The sequence below is a fragment of the Burkholderia sp. BCC1999 genome, assembly GCF_905339975.1.
GTDB lineage: Bacteria > Pseudomonadota > Gammaproteobacteria > Burkholderiales > Burkholderiaceae > Burkholderia.
Window position 1 is genome coordinate 93,526 of the sequence record NZ_CAJPHP010000011.1, and the last position, 21,700, is coordinate 115,225.

Consider the following 21,700-nt stretch of genomic DNA (forward strand, 5'->3'; position numbering starts at 1 on the left):
CCGGCTCACCACGCACCGGTGCCGCGGCAAGCGTCACGCCTCAGATCTTCGCGGTCAGCGTGATCCCGACCGTGCGCGGATCGCCGTACAGCACCGGATACGCGCCATATGACGGCAGCAGCTCGAGTTTCTTGTAGACCTTGTTCGTCAGGTTCGTCACGTAGCCCGTCACGATGTACTTCTGGTTCGGCGTCGTGTACGACACATGCGCGTTCAGCACCGTATAGCCGCCTTGCCACAACTGCGGCATCGTCTGCCGCGTCGCGCTGAAGTACTCGCGGCTGCGGTAGTTCACGTCGCCGCCGGCCGTCAGCGTGCCGAACGACACCGGCACGCGATAGTCGAAGCCCGCGTTCAGCGTCGTGTGCGGCGAACGCGCGAACGAGTTCCCGACGGCCGTCGGCACGTAGCGGAACTCCGTGTAGCGCGTGTTCAGCATCCCGAGGTTCGCGAACAGGTACAGGCTGTTGACCGGCTGTGCCTTCAGCTCCAGCTCGAAACCGTCCGCGCGCCCCTGCCCCGCATTCGACAGCGTCGACACCGGCGGCCCGCCGAACGGGTTCGGCGCGAGCGCGAACACCTGGATGTCACGATAGTCGTAGTGGAACACGCTGGCGTTGACGATCAGGCGCTTGTCGAACCACTCGCTCTTGATGCCGACCTCGTAGTCGGTCAGGTACTCCGGCGACACGGTCGACACCGTGCTCTGCGTATAGGCGTTGCCGTTGTAGCCACCCGAACGGAAACCGCGCGCATAGCGGAAGTACGCGCGTACGTTGTTGCTGAGCGCATATTCGGGCGTGAGATCCCAGGTCGGCGCGCGCCACGTGTTCGTCTGGTTCTGCCGCGCGCTGACCGCGAGCGGCGACGACACCGACGATGGCGACCACCAGCTGTTCGGATCGCTGAACGTCACGTTGCCCGTATCCTGCAGCCCGGTCAGGTTGATGGTCTTGCGCTCGATCGTGTAGCGCAGCCCGCCCGTCACGTTGAAGCGGTCGGTGAACCGGTACTTCACGCTGCCGAAGATCGCCGCGCTCTGCGTGTGCTGCGTGAGGTCGGTCAGGTGATAGTACGCGGGCGACGGCGAACCCGGCAGTCCACCGCCGGCGCCCTGCTCGGCCAGTTGCTCCGTAAACAGGTGCGTGCCGACAAGCCAGCTCAGCCGGTCGCTCTGCGGCGATTCGAGCCGGAATTCCTGCGAGAACTGGCGGCTCGACAGGCGGTCGTGCGAACGCGCCGCGTCGAACGGCGAGTAGTCCTCGTCGTCCTGATACCAGCGGTGCAGCCCTTCGAACGCGGTGATCGACGTCAGCGACACCGCCGGGTTGATGCGCCAGTGCGCGGTCAGCGACGTGCCCCACGACGAGATGTGATCGCTCGACGGCGCATTGAGCGACACCGTGTACGGATCGCTCGACCCGACGAAACCGAACTGGTTCGCACCGCCGCGGCCCGCGCCTTCCGCGTGCCACGCGTTGCCGCCGCCCGTGTAGTTGCGGCCGTGGATATTGAACAGGAAGTCGGTGTCCGACGTCGGCACAGCCAGCACCTGGAAGCGCACCGCGTTGTCGTGGAAGCCGCCGAAGCGCCCCTGCTGCACGGTGTTCGTGTAGAAGCTGTCAGCATTCTCGTGATACACCGACACGCGTGCGGCCAGCACGTCGTTCTTGCCGATCGGCCCGCCGATCGCGGCTTCCGCGAGCCGGCTGTTGTACTGGCCGAGCCCGAGCTTGCCGTAGCCGCTCACGTCGAAGGTCGGCTTCTGCGACGTGATGCTGAGCGCGCCGCCCACGGTATTCTTGCCCCACAGCGTGCCCTGTGGCCCGCGCAGCACTTCGATGCGATCGAGGTCGAACAGCGGAAAGCCCTGCCCGAACACACTGTTGATGTACACGTCGTCGAAGTACACGCCGATCGGGCTCAGCGACAGGTCCGACGGATCGTTGCTGCCGACCCCGCGCAGGAACCAGCGCGGCCGTTCGCGGCCCTCGGTCGACTGCCCGGTGAAGTTCGGCACGTACTTCGTCACGTCGTTGATCACGCGCAGTTCGTTGTTCTTGATCGCATCGCCGCTCAGCGCGCTCACCGCGACCGGCACGTCCTGGATGCTCTCCTTGCGCCGGCGCGCCGTCACGGTCACCGTGCCGAGGTTCGTTTCGCGTGCGGCCGTCGCGCGGTTCGCGCGCGCCGGCTTCGGCGCGGCCACGACCGCGTCGTCCTGTGCCTGTTTGGCCGGCTTCGCGTCCGGCGAGCCCGCCGTCGACGCGCCGTCCTCTGCCCACGCCGGCAACGATACGGCGCCGCCCGTCAGCAGTCCCCCCAGCGCGGTGACGATTAGTTTTTTCCTGAACATCGATGAGTCATCCTGTTTGATCGGTTGAACGCACGTGCGAGCTACGCACGGGTTCTCTCTTGCAATTCGGATGCCAGCATCGACAAGCCCGTCGCACCGGGCTTCCGGCGCGCATGCGGTCCCGGTGTTGCTGCATGCGCATCTGTGGAAGGATGCAAACTGCTTGCCACGCAACACCGGCGTCGACAATCGTCAGGACAGCTTCGCAGGCAGCGTCTGCGCCGCACCGCGACGGCCTTGCGCAAACCGCAGCGCGAACGCAACCAGCACGACGACGGGCAGCCAGCACAGAAAGACTGCCGGCAACCCGACGATCGGCACGAGCGCACTGCCGGCCAGCGGGCCGCAGAACGCGCCGGTCATCGACGCGAGGTTGTAGAGGCTCGACACCTGGCTCTTGTCGGCCGGGTGACGACCGAGATGCTGCATGTTGACGAGATGCAGCAGCGACGACCCGGCGCACAGCGCGGCGAGCCCCGCGCCGACGATCCACGCGTCGTGCGCGAGGCCGAGCGCGAGCAGCCCGGCGACGACGCCCGCGAGGCTGAGGCCATGGCAGCGGCGCTCCGTCATCCGCTGCGCGGCGTGCCCGAGCCCGAACAGCGCGATCACCGCGACGACGCCCTGCAGGGTCAGCAGCGCGACGGCGCCCGACTGCGACAACCCGAGATACTGAATGGCGAGCACGACCGTAAAAGTGCCGGCGAGCGAGCGCGTCGCGCTGTTCACGGCCTCGATCACAAGCTGCTCGCGCACGTCGCGGCTCCAGGCGAGCGCGAGCAACGCACGCAGGCCGCCGGTTGCGGGTTGCGCGCCGCGTGGCGGCTGCTCCGCATCGCCGAGCAGCATCCGGCTGAACAACGCCATGCCTGCGAAGCTCGCCGACACCGCGCAGAACGTCGCGACCGCGCCATGCGCGCCGATCAGCCAGCTCGCGAGCCACGGCCCGGCCATGCCCGTTCCGATCGACATGGCCGCGCGATACCAGCCTGCGCGCGCGAGGCCGATCTGCGCGAGACGCGCGAGGAACACGCCGTTGATCGACACGATCCGGAACGGGATGCACAACCCGATCAGCGCCTGCATGAGCGCGATCAGCGGCCATGCGCCGGTGAACGGCATGACGAGATTGAGCAGCATCGGCCCCATGCTCGCGGCGAAGTACACGCGCCGCGCGCCATAGCGCGCAACCAGCAGCCCGGCCGGCAACGTCATCAGCGCGATGCCGAGCGGCTCCATCGCGGCGATGATGCCAAGCCGCGCGCTGTCGACGCCGAGCGCGAGCGCATACAGCGTCGTCGCGAGCTGCGCCATGCTGATCGTCGTGCCGCTGGCGAGCGCCATCAGCATGAAGCCACCGCTGAAGCGCTCGCGCCGCCATGCGTCGGTAATGCGCGCCGGCGTACTCACCGCGACAGCGTCGCGATGCCGTCGAGCGCGCGCCGGTCGATCCACGCTCGCACATCGAAGTCGGCGGGCAGGAACCGCCAGTCGACCAGGAAGCGCTTGAAATCGTCGAGCGCGGCGATCGACGCTTCGTCGAGATCCGTGCGCAGCCGCCGGTGCACGTCGGCGCCGTATGCAAGCCGCAGCCAGTCATGGCCCGAGCCCGTCTCGCGGCCGAGATAGCCGAGCACTTCCTGCTCGTGCTCGCGCGCCCAGCCTTCGACATCGGTCACGCGTGCGAGGAAGCGGCTGACGATGCCGGGATGACGCTCGAGCGTCGACGCATTGACGGTCAGCGGCCGCGGCGAACCGTTGTTGATGCGGATCTGCGGATCGGGATGAAACCCGATGTCGACGACCGGCTGCGCGCCGATCAGGTGCGCGGTTTCCAGCCCGAGCGAGCCCTTCACGTAGATCGCGTCGACGTCGCCACGCACGAGCGCGGCCGCCTCGGCCGCATAGAGCCGCCGGCTCGACAGGCTCGCGGGATGGCTGAACGCCGCGTCGCGAGTGACCGGCGTCGACGTCGGGGCGCGCAGGTTCGACGCCGGGACGTCGATCCATTCGACATCGTCGGGGCCGAGCCCGTCGAGCGACAGCGCGCTGACGAAGCCGCGCAACGCGGCCGCGCGGAAGATGTCGATGCGCTCGCCGTCGCGGCGCGGCAGGCCGATGCGGCGCCCGCGCAGGTCCTTCGGGCGCGTCAGGCCGGCTTCCGGCAGCGCGACGATCGCCTGTGCCTCGTCGACCCAGGTCAGCGCGACCACACGCGTGTCGGCGCCCGCCGCGCGCGCCCACAGCGCGGGAATGCTGCCGCCCTGCCGGAACGCGTTGTCGAGCGAATGATCGACGTGCGCGTGATGCAGCGCCACGTGCTGGCTTTCCTGCAGCGCGCGCACGGTGATGCCGTCGCCGGCGAATTCGCTGTCGAGCCAGCCGAGATGCGCGGCGATGCCGAGCGGCGTCGGCACCGGACAGCGCGTGTACCAGATCGACTGAACGTTGTGTGAAGCCGTGGTGCTCATGGATGCGTTCGCAAATGAAGTCGTGAAAGGCGCGTCAGGCACGCGGCGCGGTCAGCACCGAAAGTCGCGTGATGCCGGCGTGCTCGATTGCGGCCATCAACTTCGCGACGGTGCCGTACGGCACATGCTCGTCGGCCTGCAGATCCAGCGCGACGTCGGGCCGGCCCGCTTTCAGCGCGGCCAGCTCGGCCGGCACCGCGGCGAGCGCGACCGCGCGCTTGTCGAGATACACGACACCCTTCGCGTCGACGCTCACGGTGACGTTCGGCTTGCGGTCGGCGGGCGCGGTGGCGACGGTGTTCGGGAGCGTCACGTGTACCGCGTTGTTGAGCAGCGGCGCGGTGACGATGAAGGCGACGAGCAGCACGAGCATCACGTCGACGAGCGGCGTGATGTTGATTTCGCTGAGCACGTCGTCGTTGTCGGAAGAGGACGAGAAAGCCATTATGCGAACGCCTCCTGACGGGTGTCGCCGGCACGGCGTGCCGGTGCCGCAGCGGGCACGGCGGCCGGCACGCGGAAGCCGGCCTTCTGCGCGAGCGTGACGAAGTCGGTCGCGAACGCGTCGAGGTCGGCCGATGCGGCCTTCACGCGGCGTACGAAGAAGTTGTACGCGAGCACGGCCGGCACCGCGACCGCGATGCCGATCCCGGTCGCGACGAGCGCCTCGCCGATCGGCCCCGCGACGACGTCGATGCTCGCCGACGCGCTGTGCGTGATCGCGGTCAGCGCATGGATGATGCCGAACACGGTGCCGAACAGGCCGACGAACGGCGCGGTGCTGCCGATCGACGCGAGCACGGCAAGCCCCGCTTCCTCGCGCCGGCGCGCATTGTGGATCTGCTGCCGCAGGTGACGTTCGAGCAGGTCGTGGCGGCTCCAGCTGTGTTCGAGATCGTGCGCGCTGCTTTCGTCGGCGCGCAGGAGCGCGTCGAAGCCCGTCGCGGCGAGTTCGCCCACCGGGCTGTTCGCGCCGTCGAGTGCGGCCGCATCGTGGAAGCTGTTTGCGGCCCAGAACGCGCTGACGTAACGCCGGTTGCGGGCGCTCGACCGCAGGCTCTGGATCGCCTTCACGACGATCAGCGTCCACGTGACGACGGAGAAGACGACGAGCAGCCAGAGCGCGCCCTGGACGATGAAGGTGGTCGGAATACCGTTCATGATGTGAGTTCCTTGAAAAATGTGGCGGGCTGCCCGACGGGTCAGCCCAGCTTGAAATCGATCGGCACGTTGACCCAGCCGTCGACGGCTTCGTCACCGCGCTTCGCGGGTACGAACGTCCAGCGCTTCACGGCAGCCACCGCCGCGTTGTCGAGCAGGCGGCGGCCGCTGCTCGTGCGAACGTCGACGGAATCGGGCGTGCCGTTCGCGAGCACGTGCACGCGCAGCACGACGTGCCCTTCCCAGCCCTGGTCCTGCGCGAATGCCGGATAGTCGGGCGCCGGGTTGCGCAAGTACGCCGCGTCGCCGATCGGTGCGGTTTCACGCACGGGTGCGGGCGGCGCAGGCGCCGCGGCGGCCGGGGCTGCGATGGCTGGCGCCGTCGGCGCGGGCGCGGCTTCGCGCGACGCCTGCGGCACGGCGGCCGGTGCGGGCGCCGGATGTGGAACGGCCGTGCGCGGCGTCTGAGCCTTCGGCGGGGTCGGCGCCTGCTTCAGCGGCTTCGGCGGCACGACCGGCGGCGGCGGATGCGCGGCCTGCGGCAGCGGCTCGGGCGGCCGTGTCAGTTCCACCGTCATCGGCAGTGGCCGTGGCGGCTGCACGGGCGGTGCGGCGGGCGCACGCGCAGCCAGTAGCGCGACACCCACATGGAGCACCGCGACGACCAGCGCAATCGCGCCCACGCCGCGCCATCCGTTCGCAGGTACCGGCCGTGCGTCAGCCTGCGCGGACGGCGCCACCGAAGGCGGCCGCGCAACCGCTGCAACCGCCGCCGCGCGCGGCGCAGCACGCGCCGCATGCCGGCGCGCCGGCGGCGCGCCGTATTCCATCGTCAGCCCTGTCATGTTCGACTCCTTGCAATGACGCGCCGCGGCGCGCTACGCGACCCACGCATGGCGGTGCCGGTCGATCTGCGTGAACGGCGCCGGATCGACCCAGGCGCGCGCATCGAAATCGCGTTCGAGAAAGCCCCACTCGACGAGGAAATCCTTGAACGCGACCAGACCGTCGATCGACGTCGGCGCGAGCCCCGTCTCCAGATGGCGGTGCACATCCGCGCCGTACGCGTAGCGCACCCACTCGTCGGACGCGCGCGTTTCGCGGCCGATATAGGCGACCGTCTCCGCCGGGTGGCGCGCGGCCCAGTCGCCCGCACCGACCACGACCGACAGGAAGCGGCTCACGAGATCGGGGCGCGCATCGATCAGCGCGCGGTCGACGGTCAGCGTGCGCGGCGTGCCGTTGCCGATCCGCACCAGCGGATCGGGATGCGCGCCGAGATCGATGACGACCTGCGCGTCGATCAGGTGCACGGTTTCCAGCCCTGCCACGCCCTTCACGAACACGGCGTCGACGTCGCCGCGCACGAGCGCCGCGATCTCGATTCCGTACTCGTGCGGGCCGCGCGTGAACGAAGCAGGCCCGGTGTGGCGCTCGCGCGTGTCGGGCAGGTCGACCCATTCGGCGTCGCCGTGGCCGAGCCCTTCCAGCTCGAGCGCGCTCAGGAAACCCTTGAGCGCGGCGGCCCGCCAGAAGTCGATGCTGATCGGATGACGCGGCAACCCGAGCCGCCGGCCGCGCAGATCGCGCGCGGTGCGGATGCCGCGCTCGGGCAGCGTGACGATCGCCTGGAATTCGTTGGTCCACGACAGGCCGATCACGCGCGTATCGGCGCCGCGTGCCCGCGCCCACAGCGCGGGAATGTTGCCGCCCTGCCGGAACGAGTGCGGCAGGCTGTGATCGAAGTGGGATTCGCGCTTGTCGGCATCGGCCGTCTCCTGCAGCGAATTCAGCACGATGCCTTCCGGCCCGAACTCTTCGTCGAACCAGCCGCGATGCACGGCAATGCCGAGCGCGGTCGGCACCGGGCAGCGCGTGTACCAGAGTGCGTCGCAGGCGGTGGCCTGCGCAGCGAGTGTCGTCATGGTGAGTGTCCTTGTCGATGTCGTTGTGATGCGCGGAGAAACAGCCGCGCTCAGGCGCCGGCCACGCGCAGCGCTGCCTGCGTGCCGCGTGCGTTCAGCGCGCCTTCGACGAGCGGCAGCACTTCCTCGCCCACGCGGTACGCCTCTTCGAGATGCGGGTTGCTCGCGAGGATGAAGGTCGACACGCCGATGTCGACGTATTCCGCGAGCCGCTCGGCCACCTGCTCGTGGCTGCCGACGATCACGCAGCCGGGGCCGCCGCGGATCTGCGACATCCCGGCCCACAGGTTCGGGCCGACGATCAAGTCGTCGAAGTGCTGCGTGTTGCCCTGATGCAGCGCGAACTGGCGTTTCGCGCCGACCGATTCCGACGATTCGCCGCGCCCGCCGAAACCGCTGCGCGTCGTGTCGCCCACCGTCGCGAACATCTGCCGCAATTCGGCCCAAGCCTGCTCCTCGGTCTCGCGCGCCAGGATGTCGATGCGCATGCCGAAGCGCAGGTCGCGCTCGGCGTTCTGCCGGTCGAGCGCGCGGCGCGCCGCATCGATCACTTCCTTCTGCTTCGCCAGCGGCTCCCCCCAGCTCAGGTGCACATCGCCGTGTTTCGCGGCGACCGCGAGCGCGGCGTCGCTGGCGCCGGCCAGGTAAAGCCGCGGCGGTTTCTGCCCGCTCAGTGGCGGCAGCAGGCCGCCGGCTTCGACGCGATAGAAGCGCCCATCGAACGTGAACGGCTCGCCAGCCGCGACACCCTTCACGACGTCGAGGAATTCGTCGGTGCGCGCATAGCGGCTGTCGTGATCGATGAAATCGCCATACGCGCGCTGGTCGGGGCCGCCACCGCCCGTGACGACGTTCCACTCGACGCGGCCGCGGCTGATCCGCTGCAGGCTCGCGGCCATCTGGGCCGCATAGACGGGATGCACGAAATGCGGCTGCAGCGCGATCAGCAGCCGCAGCCGGCGCGTCTCGCGCGCCAGCGCGGCCGCGACGACCCACGGCTCCTCGGTGAAGCGGAAGATCGGAATCAGCGCGCCATGGAAGCCGGCGATGTCGGCCGCGCGGGCGACCTGCGACAGATAGTCGATGTAGCCGAAATCGTCGTCGTCGACTTTCGGCGCGACGCGCGATGCGCGCTGGCGGTTCCATTCGCCGCGCGTATGCAGATCGTGCGCGCGCCTGCCGTCGCCGTGCATCGGCAGGCGCCACAGAAATTCAACAGCCATCGGGGTTCTCCTTGTCGGCCCGTTCGGATTGCGTGCGGCACCGGCGTGCCGCGCGTATGCAGCGCTGTAAAGCACGCGGTGTGCCAACGCGCTCGCCGCCCCGCATGCGCGGCCGCCGGCCAGCACGCGCGACGCCTTGCGGGCCGGGCGTCGACGGCACTCGATGGACACCCGCCGCACGTTGCCGACATCACGCAAACGAACCGTCGTCGTGCTGCTGCACCGGCCGCACCGGTGCTGCACGCGCAACAGCACCCGACGCGACTGTTGCTCACGCAACAGGCGATGCACCGGCCGGCGCGCCATGCATCGCGCGCGATGCCCGCGCCGCGTGCCGCACGGCCGTCTCCGCTCACTGGCCCGGAACTTGCAACGTGGTACGGCCCGCGCGTGCGACACCGCGCATCGACCACGCTTACCCAGACAGGGGAATCTCACACATGACAGACAGGCCCGATTCGTCATCGGACAAGCAGCAGACGTTCTGGTACGCCCGATCGCCCGTGCCGACGCCGCTCGGCATTGCCGTGCACCTCGGCTGGCTCAATGGCGAGACGTCGGCCGACGGCGTCGCGATCCGCTCGCCGCGCGGCGCCACGCGGCACGATGTGTCGTCGATCAGCGATCACACGCTCGCGCAGTCGTTCCGCCAGGGTGGCAGCATCCCCGCGATGTGGGCACGCTCGAACGACGCAAACACGCGCGTGATCGGACTGTCGTGGGTCGACGAATCGCAATTGATCCTCACGCGGCCCGAGTCGGGCATCCGCTCGGTGAAAGCCTTGCGCGGGCGCCGGATCGCGATCCCGAGCCGCCCCGACGACCGCATCGACATCTTTCGCGCGTCGGCGCTGCGCGGCTTCGTCAACGCGCTGAGCCTCGACGGACTGACCACGCGCGACGTCGAGCTCGTCGACGTGCGAGCCCGCACGCTACAGGCCGTCGGGCCCGCGCGCGCGGCAGACCTGTTCGCGTCGCCCCATGGCTTTTCGAGCCGCGCGCTGTACGCGGCCGAAGCCGGCGCGCTGCTGCGCGGCGAAGTCGACGCGATCTACGTCAAGGGCTCGACCGGCCTCGAGATCGCGCAGCTGATCGGCGCGCACGTCGTGATCGACATCGGCTTCCATCCGGAGCGCTCGATCCGCAACAACAACGGCACGCCGCGCCCGCTGACGGTCAACGCGGACGTGCTCGCGAACCATCCGGACATCGTTGCCGGCTTCCTGAAGCTCGTGGTCGCTGCCGGTGAATGGGCGAGCACGCATCCCGACGAAACCGCCCACTACGTCGCCGGCGAAACCGCGTCGTCGATCGACTGGGTGCGCGCCGCATACGGCAATCAGCTGCACCGCCATCTCGGCGTCAATCTCGACGACGAATCGATCGCCGCGCTCGACGAATTCAAGACGTTCCTGCACATCCACGGCTTTCTGGAGGCCGACTTCGACGTCTCCGACTGGATCGACCCGCGCCCGCTCGCCGACGTGCTGAGGCCGTCGCTGCAGAAGCGCGCGTGAGCCCCTTTACCGTTCACTGTTCGGGACCATCATGAAACACACGCTTTCCCTCGCCTTTTTGCACCGCCGTCTCCGCACACTGCTCGCCGCGCTGCCGCTGGCCGCCGCATCGCTCGCGGCACCGGCCGCGCATGCGCAAGACGCCCCCAAGGTCGTGCGCATCGCCGTCGTCGCGTATTCGAGCGGCGGCAAGACGCAATATGCTGGCGCCTCCGCATTGATCGACGCCGACAAGTCGCTCGAGAAAGCGCTCGCCGCCAGGCATGTGAAGCTGCAATGGGTGCCCGTGTCGACCGCAGCGGTCGGCACGCTCGTCAACGAGGCATTCACGAACGGCAGCATCGATTTCGCGGGATACGGCGACCTGCCGTCGGTCGTCGTCAACGCATCGGGCACGCACACGCGCCTGATCGTGCCGGGCGGCGTCGGCAGCAACACGTATCTCGTCGTGCCGGCCGGCTCGGCCGCGAAATCGATCGTCGACCTGAAGGGCAAGCGCATCGCGCTCAATCGCGGCCGGCCGTGGGAAGTCACGTTCAGCAAGCTGCTCGCCGAGAACGGGCTGAAGCTGTCCGACTTCAAGATCTACAACCTCGATCCGCAGGCCGGCGCGGCGGCCGTCGCGGCCGGCCGCGTCGACGGCTTCTTCACGCTGTCCGACGCGTATTCGCTCGTCGACAAAAATGTCGGCAAGATCATCTGGTCGACCAAGACCGCGCCCGACGACTGGAAGATGCGCGCGGAACTGTGGGCGTCCGACGATTTCGTGCGACGCTACCCGGACATCACGCAGCTCGTCGCGACGGCCTACGTGCGCGCCGCGCACTGGATCTCGCAGCCGCAGAACCGCGACGCCTACGTGAAGATCCTGAGCGCATCGGGCCAGCCCGAAAGCGTGGTGCGCCGCGAATACGCGGACGAATCGACGCCGTGGAAAGAGCAATGGACGCCGCTCTTCACGCCGGCGCTGACCGGCCACTACCGCGACGTCGTCGCGTACAGCCGCCAGGCCGGCCTGACGTCCGCGCCGGTCGACGTGAACGCGTTGCTCGCGCCGACCTTCGTCGCGACCGCGCTCAAGCAGCTCGGCCTCGACGGCTACTGGCGCGCCGACGCCACGCGCGTCGCGAACCGCTGATGCCGGCGCGCGCCCTCTCGCGGAACGGCTTGCGCGCGGTCCGCCTGCCCGGCATCGCACGGCTCGGTGAGCACGCGCTGTGGTGGGTCACGCCCGTCGCGTTCGCCGCGCTGTGGTGGCTCGCGAGCGCGCAGCGCTGGTTCCCGCCGCAGCTCGTCGTGCCGCCCGAGCGCCTCGCGGCGACGCTGCGCGCCCTGCTCGACACCGGCGAGCTACGCGACAACCTGCTGATCACGCTGCATCGCCTCGCGCTCGGTTTCTCGATCGGCGCAACCGGCGGCGCCGCGTTCGGCATCCTGCTCGCACGCAGCCGCCTGTTCTCCGACTATCTTCGGCCGACGTTCGACCTGCTGCGACAAGTGCCGACGCTCACGCTGATCCCGCTGCTGATCCTGCTGATCGGCGTCGACGAACCGCTGAAGCTCGTCGTCGTCGGCAAGGCCGTGTTCTTCCCGGTCGCGCTGGCCGCGTACACGGGCGTGCACGACGCGCCGCGCGATCTCGTCGAGATGGCGCGCCACTACGGGCTCGGCCGCTTCGCGTTGCTGCGCGACGTGCTGCTGCCGGCCGCGTTGCCGCCGCTGCTGACGGGCGTGCGGATCGCGCTCGCGCGCGCGTGGCTCGCGCTCGTCGCGGTCGAGCTGCTCAGTGCCGATAGCGGAATCGGCCAGATGATGGAACTCGCGCGGCAGATGCTGCGGCTCGACGTGGTGCTCGTCGACGTCGCGGTGATCGGCTTGATCGGCTTCGCGCTCGACCGATCGATCGCGCTCGTGCAGCGCTACGCATTGCGCTGGCAGACACCCGCGCGCTGACTTTGACTGGAACCGCTTCGGCATGACCTTCGCTACCCGCGCTTTCTCGTTCGCCCCGCTGCGCCGCCGCGCGCGCGGCCTCGTCGTACCGGCCTTGCTGGTTGCCGCATGGCAAGTCGCATCGTCCGGCGACGCGGCCCATCAATATGCATTCGTGCCGCTGCAGCAGGTCGCTGCAGCGTTCGTCGAACTCGTCCGCAGCGGCGAGCTCGCGACCGATCTCGGCGCGAGCCTGCGCCGCACGACGCTCGGGCTGGCGTCCGGCGTCGCGGTCGGGCTGCTGTTCGGCGCGGCGATGGCGCGTTCGACGCTCGCACGCAAGCTCGCCGAACCGGCGTTCCAGGCGCTGCGCTACGTGCCGCTGCTCGGGCTGATCCCGCTGCTGAGCCTGTGGGTCGGTACCGGCGAGTTCGCGAAGGTGTTCATCATCGCGCTCGCCGCGTTCTACCCGATGACTACCGCCAGCTTCGACGGTCTGCGCCGCGTCGATCCGCGCTATGTCGAGCTCGCGCAGTCGTATCGGCTGACGCGTATCGGCCTGTGGCGCGACGTGCTGATTCCGGGTGCGTTGCCCGACCTGCTCTCGGGCGTCCTGCAGGCCGTGCCGTTCGCGTGGATCACCGCGACCAGCAGCGAACTGCTGTTCAACACGGGAGCCGGGGTCGGCAGCCTGATGCAGAACGCGCAGGCCGGCGCACGCGCAGACGTGCTGCTCGTGTGCGTACTGGGTGTGACGATGCTGGCCGTCGGGATGAGCTCGTTATGCGAGCGGATCGCGCAGCGCGCGCTGCGCTGGCGCGATCACGCCTGACGACGCAGCCGCGCGTCGGCGTCGCTCGCGTCGCGCGGTTTCAGGATGCCGAGCTGCGCGAGCCGTGCGCGCACGATGTTGCGCGACTGGTCGAGCAGGCGTGACATGCGCAGCTGGTTGTGCTCGCTGTAGTCGAACACGCTGCGGTAGACGGTGTCCTCGATATGCTGCCACAGCGCCGGCGTGCCGAGATCCAGCAGCTCGATCACCGCATGACGCAGCGCATCGGTCGCTTCGGCCACGTCGCGCGCACGGCGCGGAGGCGCCGCCGCCGCGCCCGGCGCATCGGTCGTGTCGGGCGCAAGCGACAGCGCCGAGAACTGCAGGTCGCCGACGTCGATCGCCCCGCCCGCGCAGATCAGCATCGCGTGGTGGATCACGTTTTCCAGTTCGCGGATATTGCCGGGCCACGCGTGCGCGTGCAGCCGCGCGCGCGCGGCGTCGGTCAGCGTCGGCGCGGTCACGCGCAGCCGCTTCGCATAGGTGTCGATGAAGTGCTCGATCAGCGGTGCGATGTCGCCCGGCCGCTCGCGCAGCGGCAGCAGGCTCAGTTTCACGACGTTGAGCCGGTAGTACAGATCCTCGCGGAAATTGCCCGCGCGCACCGCGGCTTCGAGATTCACGTTGGTCGCCGCGACGAGCCGCACGTCGATCTTCACGGTCTTGCGCGAGCCGACCGGCGTCACCTCGCGCTCCTGCAGCACGCGCAGCAGCTTGACCTGCGCGGACAGCGGCAGGTCGCCCACTTCATCGAGAAACAGCGTGCCGCGATTCGCGGATTCGAACCAGCCAGGCTGGCTGTTGATCGCACCGGTGAACGCGCCGCGCTCGTGGCCGAACAGCTCGCTTTCGATCAGCGTCTCCGAAAACGCGCCGCAGTTGACCGCGACGAACGGACCGTCATGGCGCTCGCTCAGCGAATGCACGAGGCGCGCGATCAGCTCCTTGCCGGTGCCGCTTTCGCCGGTGACGAGCACCGTCGCATCGCTCGGCGCGACGAGCTGGATGCGTTCGAGCAGCACCCGCGATTTGGGATCGTCGAACGTCAGTGCCTTCGCGCGGATCGTGATCGCGTGCGAAGTCGGGTCCGGCAAGCTGAAAATGGCCATGGCACGACCGGCGTGTTGAACGGGGAAGGTTCGACGATAGCAAGACGCGCGCCGGCCACGAACCAATTCATCGAGCTATCGGTATGACGGCGGCCGGATTGCGCCGGCCGCCGCACGGCGTCATGCAAGGCCGGTCATCTTCCATTGCTGTTCGAGCGCGCCCGGCCCGAAGTCGAGCGAGCCGCCGAGCGGTTCCGCAAGTGCCTGGAAATACGCCGCTTCCTCGAGAATCAGGATGTACTTCGACACGTCGATGATCGACTTGCCCCAGAACGTCGCCCCGCCGTTCGCCTCGATGATCGCCGGCACCTCGGGATCGCGCCGGATCGTGTCGACGATGAAGCGCGGCTCGCCGGGACGGCGATCGACATACACCGGAATCTCGCGGGCGCGCGTGTAGCGCGCGGCCGGCGCATAGCGGATCGGCAGCGGACGATGCGCGCTCGCCCATGCACCGAGGTACGGGCCGTGTACGTGAATCACGACGTCGACCTCTGGTGCCTCGCGGAACACGCCCGCGTAGCGCGGGCCGTTGCCGCCCGCGCGCGCGTCGCCGTGCAGTACGTCGCCGTCGAGCGTCACGACGACGGGCTGGATTTCCTGCGACGCAGCCCACGGGCTCGGCGCCGACAGCGCGACGACGAGTTCCGTGCCCGGCACGCGCTGAAACGCCTGGAACGTGTTGGTCGCGGACAGCGTGCGGGTTTCCTTCAGCACGCGCGCGGCCTGCGTGAATTCGCGCGTGGCGCGTTCGACGAATGCCACGAGTTCGCCGCTGTCGATGGCTTGGGTGACGGACATGATGACGGTTTCCTTGATCGGGTGGACGGAAGCGCTTGCATCGCAACACCGCGACGCACGGCCACCCGATCAGCAGCAATCGTGCCAGCCGAGCATTACGCACGGCGCAGGCCGGCTGGCGCGGCACGGGCGCGCGATGCGTGACTCGCGCGGTGCCGACTCTGCATATGCGTCTGTTGCGGGAGCAACAACGCGCCGACCGCGATTGCTGCACGACGCGCAGCCGATACGCGTGCGCGATCCGTGCGGTGCGGATCGATTGCCCGTCACATCGCGCGCGGCGTGCGCAACGCGCCCGCTGGTTCAAAACTTGCGTCGTGGTCGACCCGCACCTGCCTTGCACGGCGCATCCGATCTTATCGACCTTCATCCGACCATGACGCTTCTTCCCCTGCGCGGCCTCGCCGCACGCACGCTACTCGTCTCGGCAATCGCCGCTTCCACCGTCATTTCGCACGCGGCTTCACCCGGCCGCGTTCCCGCACCCGATCCGTTGCAGGGCGACGGCCGCGTGTCCGCGTTCTACACGTGGGACCACGACATTCCAGCCACGCCCGGCGTGCTGCTGCGCTCCGAACCGCTGCCCACGACGCTCGGGCTCGCGAGCGCCGGGCAGCAACTGCGCATTCTGTATGCCTCGACCGACGGTGTCGGCGGCCACACGCCGATCGCCGTGTCGGGCGCGCTGTTCGTGCCACGCGGCCAGCCGCCGGCGGGCGGCTGGCCGATCGTCGCATGGGCGCACGGCACGTTCGGGATGGCCGACATCTGTGCGCCCTCCTGGTTCGGCCGTTCGTATCGCGACGTGCGCTACCTGAACGCATGGCTTCAGCAAGGATTCGCGGTGGTCGCGACCGATTACCAGGGTCTCGGCACGCCCGGCCCGAATCCGCAGCTCAACAATCGTTCGAACAGCTACACGCTGCTCGACAGCGTACGCGCGGTGCTCGGCGGCGTGCCGGGCCTCGCGAACGAAGTCGTGCTCGTCGGCCAGTCGCAAGGCGGCTCGGCCGTGTTCGCGGCGGCCGGCTACGCACCCGCCTATGCGCCCGAACTCACGATCCGCGCGACCGTCGCGACCGGGACGATCTACAACGCGTCACGCGCCACGCTCGCTTCGCTGCCGAAGTTCGAGACGGCCTACCGGCGCGATGCCGAGCGCGTCGATCCGACACTCGCGTACCAGTTCTACTCGGTGCTGTCCGCGCAGCAGATCGACCCTTCGTTGCGCGCCGACGAAGTGCTGACCGACCGCGCGCTGCCGATCCTCGAACAGGCGCGCATCAGTTGCCTCGCGTCGCTCGAAGACGACGCGGCGCTCGCACACCTCACGCATGCGAATACCGTGAAGCCGGGCGGTGACGCGAGGCTGCAGGCGTGGTGGGACGACTACCTGAAATACCCGACGCTGAAGATCGCCACGCCCGTCTTCATCGGCGCGGGCGCCGACGACGGGCTGGCGCCGCTCGAACTCGCGCTCGCGAAGGATGCGTGCGCGGCCGGCACGACCGTCGAGGCGCACCTGTATGCGGGCCGCGAGCACAACGGTACCGTGAACGCGTCGCTGGCCGATTCGATTCCGTTCGTGAAGCGCGTGCTGGCCGGCGAGACGATTCGCCCGGTCTGCTCGCCGGTCGCGCAGCAGGCCGTGTCGCAATAGCCGGCTTCCTGCGCTTTGCACGACGGCGCGAATGCTTGTGCAAATCCGTTATTGGATCGCGCCGCCGCGCATTTTTATACTCGTCAGCACTCTCTGTTAAAGAGTGCCAGCCAATCCGGACAGAACAGCACAGGACGAAAAAATGAGCCTACGCCCCTTGCACGACCGCGTGATCGTGAAGCGACTCGACCAGGAAACCACCACCGCGTCGGGCATCGTGATCCCCGACAGCGCCGCCGAAAAGCCCGACCAGGGTGAAGTGATCGCCGTCGGCCCCGGCCGCAAGGATGCGGACGGCCAGCGCATCGTGCCCGACCTGCAGGTCGGCGAGCGCGTGCTGTTCGGCAAATACGCGGGCCAGGCCGTCAAAGTGGACGGCAACGAGTTTCTCGTGCTGCGCGAGGAAGACATCGTCGCGGTCGTCAATCAATAACGGAGCGCAATCATGGCAGCCAAGGAAATCATTTTCAGTGACATCGCACGCTCGAAGCTGACCGAAGGCGTGAACATTCTCGCGAACGCGGTAAAGGTCACGCTCGGGCCGAAGGGCCGCAACGTCGTGCTCGAACGCAGCTTCGGCGCGCCCGTCGTCACGAAGGACGGCGTGTCGGTCGCGAAGGAAATCGAACTCGCGGACAAGCTGCAGAACATCGGCGCGCAGCTCGTGAAGGAAGTCGCGTCGCGCACCAGCGACGCTGCCGGCGACGGCACGACGACGGCCACCGTGCTCGCGCAGGCGATCGTTCGCGAAGGCCAGAAATACGTGGCGGCCGGGCTCAACCCGCTCGACCTGAAGCGCGGCATCGACAAGGCCGTCGCAGCGGCCGTCGAGGAGCTGAAGAAGATCAGCAAGCCGACCACCACGAGCAAGGAGATCGCGCAAGTCGCGACGATCTCCGCGAACGGCGAGGAATCGATTGGCCAGCGCATCGCCGAAGCGATCGACCGCGTCGGCAAGGAAGGCGTGATCACCGTCGAAGACGGCAAGTCGCTCGCCGACGAGCTCGACGTCGTCGAAGGGCTGCAGTTCGATCGCGGCTACCTGTCGCCGTACTTCATCAACAATCCGGAGAAGCAGGTCGCCGAAATCGAAAGTCCGTACATCCTGCTGCACGACAAGAAGATCTCGAACATCCGCGACCTGCTGCCGGTGCTCGAACAGGTCGCGAAGTCGGGCCGCCCGCTGCTGATCATCGCGGAAGACGTCGAAGGCGAAGCGCTCGCGACGCTCGTCGTGAACAACATCCGCGGGATCCTGAAGACGGTCGCGGTCAAGGCGCCGGGCTTCGGTGATCGCCGCAAGGCGCTGCTCGAGGACATCGCGATCCTCACCGGCGGGCAGGTGATCGCCGAGGAAACCGGCCTGACGCTCGAAAAGGCGACGCTCGCCGAGCTTGGCCAGGCGAAGCGCATCGAAGTCGGCAAGGAAAATACGACCGTGATCGACGGTGCGGGCGATGCGAAGAACATCGAAGCGCGCGTGAAGCAGATCCGCGTGCAGATCGACGAAGCGACGTCGGATTACGATCGCGAGAAGCTGCAGGAACGTGTCGCGAAGCTCGCGGGCGGCGTCGCGGTGATCAAGGTCGGCGGCGCGACCGAAATCGAAGTGAAGGAGAAGAAGGACCGCGTCGACGACGCGCTGCACGCGACGCGCGCGGCCGTCGAGGAAGGCATCGTGCCGGGCGGCGGCGTCGCGCTGATCCGCGTGCGGCAGGCGATCCGCGAGCTGAAAGGCGTGAACGCCGACCAGGATGCCGGCATCAAGATCGTGCTGCGTGCGCTCGAGGAACCGCTGCGCCAGATCGTCACGAATGCCGGCGAGGAAGCGAGCGTCGTCGTCGCGAAGGTCGCGGAAGGCGCTGGCAACTTCGGCTACAACGCGCAGACGGGCGAGTACGGCGATCTCGTCGAATCGGGCGTGCTCGATCCGACCAAGGTCACGCGCACGGCGCTGCAGAACGCGGCGTCGGTGGCCGGGCTGCTGCTGACGACCGATGCGACCGTGTTCGAAGCGCCGAAGGATGCAGCGCCGGTCGCGGGCCCGGGCGGCCAGGGTGCGGGCGGGCCGGGGTTCGATTTCTGATGATGGACGGTGCGCGCTGGTTCGCCGGCGTGCGTGCGGTCTTGCCGGAACATGAAACGCGTGGCGACGGAAGTCGTCACGCGTTTTTCTTTGGAATCGGCCGTATGCGTGGCCGTTACCGCGCTCGGGTAAGATGAAAGCCCGTCCCCCCCGCGCCGCCGCTCACGCCATGTCGACCACCATCAACACCTTGCTGCCGCTCGCCGGCGTCCTGCTGCTGAGCGTCGCCAGCCCCGGCCCGAACTTCGTGATCGTCACGTCGACCGCCGTCGTGTCGCGCCGCGCGGGCGTGATGACGGCGCTCGGCCTCGCCGCCGCGTCCGGCACCTGGGCCGCGATCGCGATTGCCGGGCTGAGCCTGCTCGTGACCCACGTCGCGTGGGTCCACACCGCGCTACGGCTCGCGGGCGCCACGTACCTGATCTGGCTCGGCATGAAAATGATCGTGACGGCGCGCAAGCCGCTGCCCGTTTCCGCGCCGGCTGCTGCGTCCGACTGGAACGCAGCCAAAAAGGGCTACGTCGTCAGCATGACCAACCCGAAATCCGTCGCGTTCTACGGCAGTATCTTCGCGCTGATGGTGCCGGCCCATGCACCCGCGTGGCTCGATCTCGCCGTCGTCGCGCTGTCGGTCGCGATCTCCGCCGCGTGGTATTGCGCGATGGCGCTGCTTGCGTCGCATCCTTCCGTACGCCGGCTGCTGGTCCGGCGCAAGGCCGTGCTCGATACGACGGCCGGACTGCTGCTGATGGGAGTGGGCGGGCGGATGCTGGCTGGACGCTGATTCGCGGCGTACGTTCCTCTCATGGTCATGCCGACCGTGCAAACCATTGCCGACGGCAGCGAATGGCGGTGAGGCTGCGGCGGCTTGAACTACACGTCCTGGTATGCCCGTTGCCGCACCAGCGCGCATCTCTGGCCGTGCACGTAGCGGGTACATCACTTACCTTTACGACCTTTTTACTTGCGCCCGCGAATACGTTCATTAGAATGTGTTCGCCATCCATCACCGAGCACGCATCATGCGCATCCGAAGTCCTCGTCCTCCGAGTTGCTTTTCTGCCTGACAGGCAGGACGCCTGCGTCTCGTTTTCCCGAGCCACCGTCCTGCCGCCTGGCGGACGGTGCGCGCCGTAGTCATTCCCGTGCACGCCTGAACACGACGTCGATGCGATAACCGCGCATCGCGAAGCGTGCGTTCGATCATATGTGCACGGCATATCGCATGCAACGACGCATCATCGATCCGCCGATCCGGTCCATTTATTTTGCATTCCTGATTTCATTCTGGGAAATTTCCGCTTCCGGAGCCCGTTCATGTTCGAGATCGACAAGCAGTACACACGCGAATTCATTCACACCGCCTGCGGCGGCAGCAAGCAGGGATTCTTGCCGACGAAGAACGGCAAGGTCGTGGCCGCCTGCCTGCGCACGGACCTTAACCCGCACGCGCCCGACGTCATCCTCTGCGACGGCAGCGCGTCCGCGCGCTCGGCCGGCAGGACGCTCGCCGCGCAACGCGATGCGATTCCGGTGTTCATCAAGACGGCAACCGACGCCTACCGCTTCGTCGGCCAGTACGTCGTCAGCGAATCGCTCACGGCGCCGCTCGACTGTGCGCCCTACGTGCGCAACAGTGGCTTCACGGCCGCGCAGATCTCGCGCGTGCTCAAGCTCAAGCGCAGCTGACACGCTTGCGCGGCGCACCGCGCGCCGCGTCCCGGTCGTCTTTCATACAGGAGCCATCATGCTTGGCCTGACATTCTGGAAACACGTGATCGGCGCGCGGACCGATGCAGTCCGCGACAACAGGACAATCGCGCACGACCGGCACCGCCGGGTGTCGAGAACGCTCGTGCTGACCAGCGCCGCGGTGGCGTTCGCGGCGATCGCGTTCGGTGCGCCGGTCGTCGGCATTTCGGTCTTTCTGCTGACGACGTTGCCGTTTGTGCTGTCGGGTACCTGAGGCGCCGGTATCGGGCACTGTTTCAACGGCAATCGATACGAAATTTTAATACCGCGCCCCTACGTCTCTGACACCGTCTTTACGCGGTTTTGTCTAGGATTTCCCTGTCATCCCGACACGGAGAGATCCGCATGCAAACGCAGCAGGCCGCCGCCGGCGGCCAACCCGACCTTCCCCACCGACGCGGCGGCACGCCACTCGCGACCCGGCTGGCCGACGCGTGTCCGCCGGAGCACATCCTGCTCGACGTCCCGGTGGAAAGCGCGATCCAGCTGTTCGACCTCGTCGCGCGCCATATCGAACGCACGAGCGGCGTGTCCGCCGAACGGATCCGGACCGAACTCCTCAGGCGCGAGCAGCTCGGCTCGACCGGTCTCGGCCAGGGCGTCGCGATTCCGCATGCGCGCGTCGACGGGCTCGGCTCGGCCGTCGCACTGTTCGTTCGCGCGCTGTACCCGTTCACGTTCAATGCACCGGACCGCAAGCCCGTGCGCGAATTCATCGTGCTGGTCCTGCCGCAAGCGGACGACCGCGCGCACCTCGAACTGCTCGCCGACGCGGCGCGATGTTTCAGCGAGCGCGCGTTCCGGCAGGCGTCGCGCGACGCGCAGACACCCGGCGAAATTCACCGGTTGATGCAACACACCCACTGATGCCGCAC

21 protein-coding genes are annotated in these 21,700 nt (G+C 68.3%); 11 read left to right on the forward strand and 10 right to left on the reverse strand.

Going from position 1 to position 21,700, the window contains the following annotated elements; translation table 11 throughout:
- Window positions 1–40: 40 nt before the first annotated feature.
- The 8 genes from U5809_RS17700 to U5809_RS17735 form a co-directional block, all read right to left on the reverse strand.
- Window positions 41–2,356: a TonB-dependent receptor gene (locus U5809_RS17700; RefSeq protein WP_322087489.1), complete on the reverse strand. Its 2,316-nt coding sequence runs from the start codon at window positions 2,354–2,356 to the stop codon at window positions 41–43.
- 192 nt (window positions 2,357–2,548) lie between these two features.
- The gene (locus U5809_RS17705) at window positions 2,549–3,766 is read right to left on the reverse strand and encodes an MFS transporter (RefSeq protein WP_322087490.1); all 1,218 of its coding nucleotides are present in this window, start codon (window positions 3,764–3,766) and stop codon (window positions 2,549–2,551) included.
- A complete protein-coding gene (locus U5809_RS17710; protein ID WP_322087491.1) occupies window positions 3,763–4,827 on the reverse strand; it encodes an ABC transporter substrate-binding protein in 1,065 nt (354 codons plus the stop codon). The genes U5809_RS17705 and U5809_RS17710 overlap by 4 nt, the downstream gene beginning before the upstream one ends.
- A gap of 34 nt (window positions 4,828–4,861) precedes the next feature.
- Entirely contained in the window at window positions 4,862–5,272 is a 411-nt protein-coding gene (locus U5809_RS17715; RefSeq protein ID WP_322087492.1) for a biopolymer transporter ExbD, read from the reverse strand.
- On the reverse strand, window positions 5,272–5,988 hold the full coding sequence (locus U5809_RS17720; RefSeq protein ID WP_322087493.1) for a MotA/TolQ/ExbB proton channel family protein: 717 nt from the start codon (window positions 5,986–5,988) through the stop codon (window positions 5,272–5,274). Before U5809_RS17720 ends, U5809_RS17715 begins: the two co-directional genes overlap by 1 nt.
- Before the next feature lie 41 nt (window positions 5,989–6,029).
- On the reverse strand, window positions 6,030–6,833 hold the full coding sequence (locus U5809_RS17725) for an energy transducer TonB (RefSeq protein WP_322087494.1): 804 nt from the start codon (window positions 6,831–6,833) through the stop codon (window positions 6,030–6,032).
- A gap of 33 nt (window positions 6,834–6,866) precedes the next feature.
- A complete protein-coding gene (locus U5809_RS17730) occupies window positions 6,867–7,913 on the reverse strand; it encodes an ABC transporter substrate-binding protein (RefSeq protein ID WP_322087495.1) in 1,047 nt (348 codons plus the stop codon).
- A gap of 50 nt (window positions 7,914–7,963) precedes the next feature.
- The gene (locus U5809_RS17735) at window positions 7,964–9,136 is read right to left on the reverse strand and encodes an LLM class flavin-dependent oxidoreductase (protein ID WP_322087496.1); all 1,173 of its coding nucleotides are present in this window, start codon (window positions 9,134–9,136) and stop codon (window positions 7,964–7,966) included.
- Window positions 9,137–9,576: 440 nt separating this feature from the next.
- Between U5809_RS17735 and U5809_RS17740 the strand changes: the two genes are divergently transcribed.
- Genes U5809_RS17740 through U5809_RS17755 form a run of 4 tightly spaced genes read left to right on the forward strand, consistent with a single transcriptional unit; the run spans window position 9,577 to window position 13,417 of the window.
- Window positions 9,577–10,653 carry an ABC transporter substrate-binding protein gene (locus U5809_RS17740; protein WP_282507741.1) on the forward strand — a complete coding sequence of 359 codons (1,077 nt, stop codon included), beginning with the start codon at window positions 9,577–9,579 and terminating at the stop codon, window positions 10,651–10,653.
- 31 nt (window positions 10,654–10,684) lie between these two features.
- Window positions 10,685–11,791 carry a PhnD/SsuA/transferrin family substrate-binding protein gene (locus U5809_RS17745; protein ID WP_322087497.1) on the forward strand — a complete coding sequence of 369 codons (1,107 nt, stop codon included), beginning with the start codon at window positions 10,685–10,687 and terminating at the stop codon, window positions 11,789–11,791.
- Window positions 11,791–12,606: an ABC transporter permease gene (locus U5809_RS17750; protein WP_322087498.1), complete on the forward strand. Its 816-nt coding sequence runs from the start codon at window positions 11,791–11,793 to the stop codon at window positions 12,604–12,606. Before U5809_RS17745 ends, U5809_RS17750 begins: the two co-directional genes overlap by 1 nt.
- A 22-nt stretch (window positions 12,607–12,628) precedes the next feature.
- Window positions 12,629–13,417: an ABC transporter permease gene (locus tag U5809_RS17755; protein WP_322087499.1), complete on the forward strand. Its 789-nt coding sequence runs from the start codon at window positions 12,629–12,631 to the stop codon at window positions 13,415–13,417.
- Here the strand turns inward: U5809_RS17755 and U5809_RS17760 are convergent.
- Window positions 13,408–14,526 (reverse strand): sigma-54 interaction domain-containing protein, encoded by a 1,119-nt coding sequence (locus U5809_RS17760; RefSeq protein WP_322087500.1) that lies wholly within the window; start codon window positions 14,524–14,526, stop codon window positions 13,408–13,410. The two genes, U5809_RS17755 and U5809_RS17760, sit on opposite strands and share 10 nt — an antisense overlap.
- A 120-nt stretch (window positions 14,527–14,646) precedes the next feature.
- Window positions 14,647–15,327, reverse strand: a complete 681-nt coding sequence (locus U5809_RS17765; RefSeq protein ID WP_322087501.1) for a class II aldolase/adducin family protein — start codon at window positions 15,325–15,327, stop codon at window positions 14,647–14,649.
- 376 nt (window positions 15,328–15,703) lie between these two features.
- On the opposite strand from U5809_RS17765, the gene U5809_RS17770 reads away from it, so the two are divergent.
- The 7 genes from U5809_RS17770 to U5809_RS17800 all read left to right on the forward strand — a co-directional run bounded on the left by U5809_RS17770 (window position 15,704) and on the right by U5809_RS17800 (window position 21,692).
- On the forward strand, window positions 15,704–16,987 hold the full coding sequence (locus U5809_RS17770) for an alpha/beta fold hydrolase (RefSeq protein ID WP_322087502.1): 1,284 nt from the start codon (window positions 15,704–15,706) through the stop codon (window positions 16,985–16,987).
- Window positions 16,988–17,129: 142 nt separating this feature from the next.
- Window positions 17,130–17,420 (forward strand): co-chaperone GroES, encoded by a 291-nt coding sequence (locus tag U5809_RS17775; protein ID WP_011356207.1) that lies wholly within the window; start codon window positions 17,130–17,132, stop codon window positions 17,418–17,420.
- A 12-nt stretch (window positions 17,421–17,432) separates the two neighbouring features.
- Complete coding sequence (groL, locus tag U5809_RS17780; RefSeq protein ID WP_322087503.1) at window positions 17,433–19,073, forward strand: chaperonin GroEL; 1,641 nt, start codon at window positions 17,433–17,435, stop codon at window positions 19,071–19,073.
- A gap of 169 nt (window positions 19,074–19,242) precedes the next feature.
- Window positions 19,243–19,857: a LysE family translocator gene (locus tag U5809_RS17785; RefSeq protein ID WP_322087504.1), complete on the forward strand. Its 615-nt coding sequence runs from the start codon at window positions 19,243–19,245 to the stop codon at window positions 19,855–19,857.
- A 533-nt stretch (window positions 19,858–20,390) separates the two neighbouring features.
- Window positions 20,391–20,762, forward strand: a complete 372-nt coding sequence (locus U5809_RS17790) for a DUF6697 family protein (RefSeq protein WP_322087505.1) — start codon at window positions 20,391–20,393, stop codon at window positions 20,760–20,762.
- A gap of 58 nt (window positions 20,763–20,820) precedes the next feature.
- Complete coding sequence (locus U5809_RS17795; RefSeq protein WP_282507753.1) at window positions 20,821–21,039, forward strand: hypothetical protein; 219 nt, start codon at window positions 20,821–20,823, stop codon at window positions 21,037–21,039.
- Between the two features lie 131 nt (window positions 21,040–21,170).
- Complete coding sequence (locus tag U5809_RS17800) at window positions 21,171–21,692, forward strand: PTS sugar transporter subunit IIA (protein WP_322087506.1); 522 nt, start codon at window positions 21,171–21,173, stop codon at window positions 21,690–21,692.
- Window positions 21,693–21,700: the final 8 nt, after the last annotated feature.